Annotated in this window: 1 protein-coding gene and 1 pseudogene; both read left to right on the top strand. The window is 56.5% G+C overall.

The features are described from left to right. On the top strand, positions 1 to 687 hold a 687-nt coding region (locus J5224_RS28955), incomplete at its 5' end, for an ATP-binding cassette domain-containing protein (protein ID WP_264628536.1). Further along, positions 677 to 1,176: pseudogene (locus J5224_RS28960) on the top strand (cytochrome P450); the annotation flags it as partial. The gene J5224_RS28955 and the pseudogene J5224_RS28960, both read left to right, overlap by 11 nt.

Raw genomic sequence — 1,176 nt, forward strand, 5'->3', positions numbered from 1 at the left:
ATGACCGCCGTGGTGGGGGCATCCGGTTCGGGGAAAACCACCTTGACCAAATTGATTGCCCGTTTTTTCGATCCGGATAGCGGGGTGATTGAGATTGGTGGCATTAATGTAAAAAACTTTCCGGTCATGCAACACATGAACATGATTTCACAGGTGTTTCAGGACAATTATCTGTTCAGTGGCACCCTGCGGGAAAACCTGCTGATGGGCAACCCTGCCGCTGATGATGACACCTTGCAAAACGTCCTGAAACTGACGCGTTTGGACGAGGTGGTGCAGCGTTTACCGCTGGGGCTGGATAACCGGGTTGGAGAAGGGGGCGGATTATTGTCGGGCGGTGAACGTCAGCGTGCTGCACTGGCGCGCGCATTGCTGAAAAATGCGCCAATCCTGCTGTTGGATGAAGCAACTGGCGCATTGGATCCGGAAAATCAGGAAGCGATCGCACAGGGGCTTAGCGCGTTGCGCGGTCGCTGCACGATGCTGGTCATCGCACATCAACTGCACACCATCCGCAATGCGGATCGCATCTTGGTCCTCGATCACGGGCAAATCGTGGAGCAGGGCAACCATCAACAGTTGTTGGCCATGAACGGACGCTATGCGGCCTTTTGGCAGGCAAAAGTGCGCGCCGAAGGATGGCGCATTGTACATCCCCGCGAAGAACCAGGAGAAGATGATGTCTGAGCCGCTGTGTGATAGTCAGCATTGCGCCACGCGTTGGCCGCTGCCTGACGTTGATTTAACCGATTTGACGCTGTTCTCGCAAGGTTTCCCCCATTCTGTGTTCACGCAATTGCGACAAAATAGCGGCGCGCTGTATCATCCGGCCACGCCGTTGACGCCTGATAACGAAGGTTTTTGGGTGTTTACTCGCTATCAGGATATTGTGCCACTCGCCAGAGACATCGATACCTTCTCCTCGCACCGAGGCGGAGATCGTGCCGGGGGCGGAACCATGATAGAGGATCTCCCCAGCGCCGCAGGGCCGGGGACTGTCATCAATATGATGGACGATCCGCGCCACAAAGCCTTACGGCGTCTGATGGCGCCGGGGATCACCCGTGGGCGCATCGCTGCATTGGAGCCGATTCTTACTGTGGCGGCGCGTCAGGCGGTGGTGAGTGCGTTAGCCAAAGGCGAAGGGGATTTTGTCTCTGATATCGCCGCCGAACT

This window comes from Candidatus Symbiopectobacterium sp. NZEC135, assembly GCF_025962695.1.